General features: G+C 55.1%; 1 protein-coding gene and 1 pseudogene. Both read left to right on the forward strand.

What is annotated here, in order from left to right:
* Positions 1–141 (forward strand): annotated as a pseudogene (locus Q4Q11_RS31740) (HlyD family type I secretion periplasmic adaptor subunit); the annotation flags it as partial.
* Between the two features lie 158 nt (positions 142–299).
* The gene (locus Q4Q11_RS31745) at positions 300–1592 is read left to right on the forward strand and encodes an autotransporter outer membrane beta-barrel domain-containing protein (RefSeq protein WP_498571970.1); all 1293 of its coding nucleotides are present in this window, start codon (positions 300–302) and stop codon (positions 1590–1592) included.
* Positions 1593–1688: the final 96 nt, after the last annotated feature.

Genomic DNA, 1688 nt, shown 5'->3' on the forward strand with positions numbered 1-1688 from the left:
GAGTGGACCCGGCTAGGGAAGTTGACGCCTGTCTCCGGCATGCCGGTCGAGGCCTTCTTGCAGACCGGTGAAAGAACAGTATTGACCTATCTGACGAAGCCGATGGCAGATCAGATGGCTCGAGCCTTTCGCGAAGAATAGCGCCTCGCTCTCCTCCATTGTTTCGCTCAATTCGCTGCAGCCGGAAAAAAGCTGGTCTGCAGGATCAATGGGATAGGGAGCGAGCTCGATTTGACCCTTGATTTTAAGGGGTTTCGGTCGCAAGCTGGAATCCCATTTAAGCTTTGAGGGGGGCCGAGATGGTAAAGCTAGTTCCCATAACATCGGCGAATTTAACCGACCATCAGATCGGCTCTGACGATATCCTGATAGCGCCGGATTCGACCAGCATCCTCTATGGGGATGCAGGAGGAAGCCTTTTGGATCACTCCATGGGCGGCGACGATAATCTGACCATACACGGTTCGGGCGACTTTTATGGCGATGCCGTCAGAAACGTCGCCGACCACGCGATCGGTGGCGACGATTTACTGTTCGTCCAGATAACTGGGTCAAGCAGTACTACCACCAATTTGTATGGGGACGCGGGAGAAAACATCTCTGACAGCGCGAAAGGCGGCAACGACGTCTTCCGTATAGCTCCAAGCCCAACCAACATCACAGTTGCCATGTATGGCGACGCCGGAAAGGACATGGCAGGGCACGCGGCTGGAGGCAATGATACGTTTCAGCTTTCGGCTTTTCAAAGCACTTTCACAATCTATGGCGACGCTGGCGGCAACATGAAGGGCCATGCCGTCGGTGGCAGCGACACGGTCACAGACGGTAGCTCTGAAGGCTTCGTTACATTCTATGGCGATGCGGGCAAAGATATGTCCGGTCATGCGCATGGCGGCAATGACGTTCTTAATACGGGCCTTGAAGACAGCGTGACGTTTTACGGCGATGCCGGTGGCGATCTCCGTGATCATGCCATGGGCGGCAACGATACCATGAACGTTGCTTCTGTCGGAGCGGTTCTGGCCTATGGCGACGCCTGGAGCATGTCGGGTAATGCCCATGGTGGTAACGACAGCCTTATCGTCAGGGCGCAACAAAACGCAAACGACATGATCGTGGGCGATGCGCAAACGATGTCGGGCAACGCGCATGGAGGCGACGACGTGCTGAACGTCGACGCCGTTCGTCACACGGAAGGGTCCATTACCCTGATCGGCGACGCGGTGAAGATGTCCGGTAATTCCCGTGGCGGTAACGACACCCTGATCAGCGGCAATGGGAACGACGACATGTGGGGTGACGCGCAGGTCATGATCGGCCACGCCCAAGGTGGAAATGACACGTTTGTATTCAAGCCCAATAGCGGTCATGACAGAATAGAGGATTTTGGTCAGGGCGCTTACGGTCCGGGGTCGAACTGGGGGGTAGACCATATCGACGTTTCAGCACTGGGGATCAAGGATTTTAGCCAGCTGAATATTATCTCGGCATTCGATCCAGTTACCCATGACAGCATGATTGCATTCGCGACGGGTGATGTAATTGTTCACAGTCAGCATTCGCTGATGGCGAATGACTTTCTGTTCGCATAAGCAGCGCAGTTGATGTCCTAGGCGCATGGGTCGAGCGGCAGCCCCAATTTGATAGGGGGTGCCATTGGACAACGTGAATCTAGTGTCCCCGTGTTG

The sequence above is a fragment of the Rhizobium sp. UFLA01-1127 genome (genome assembly GCF_059803845.1).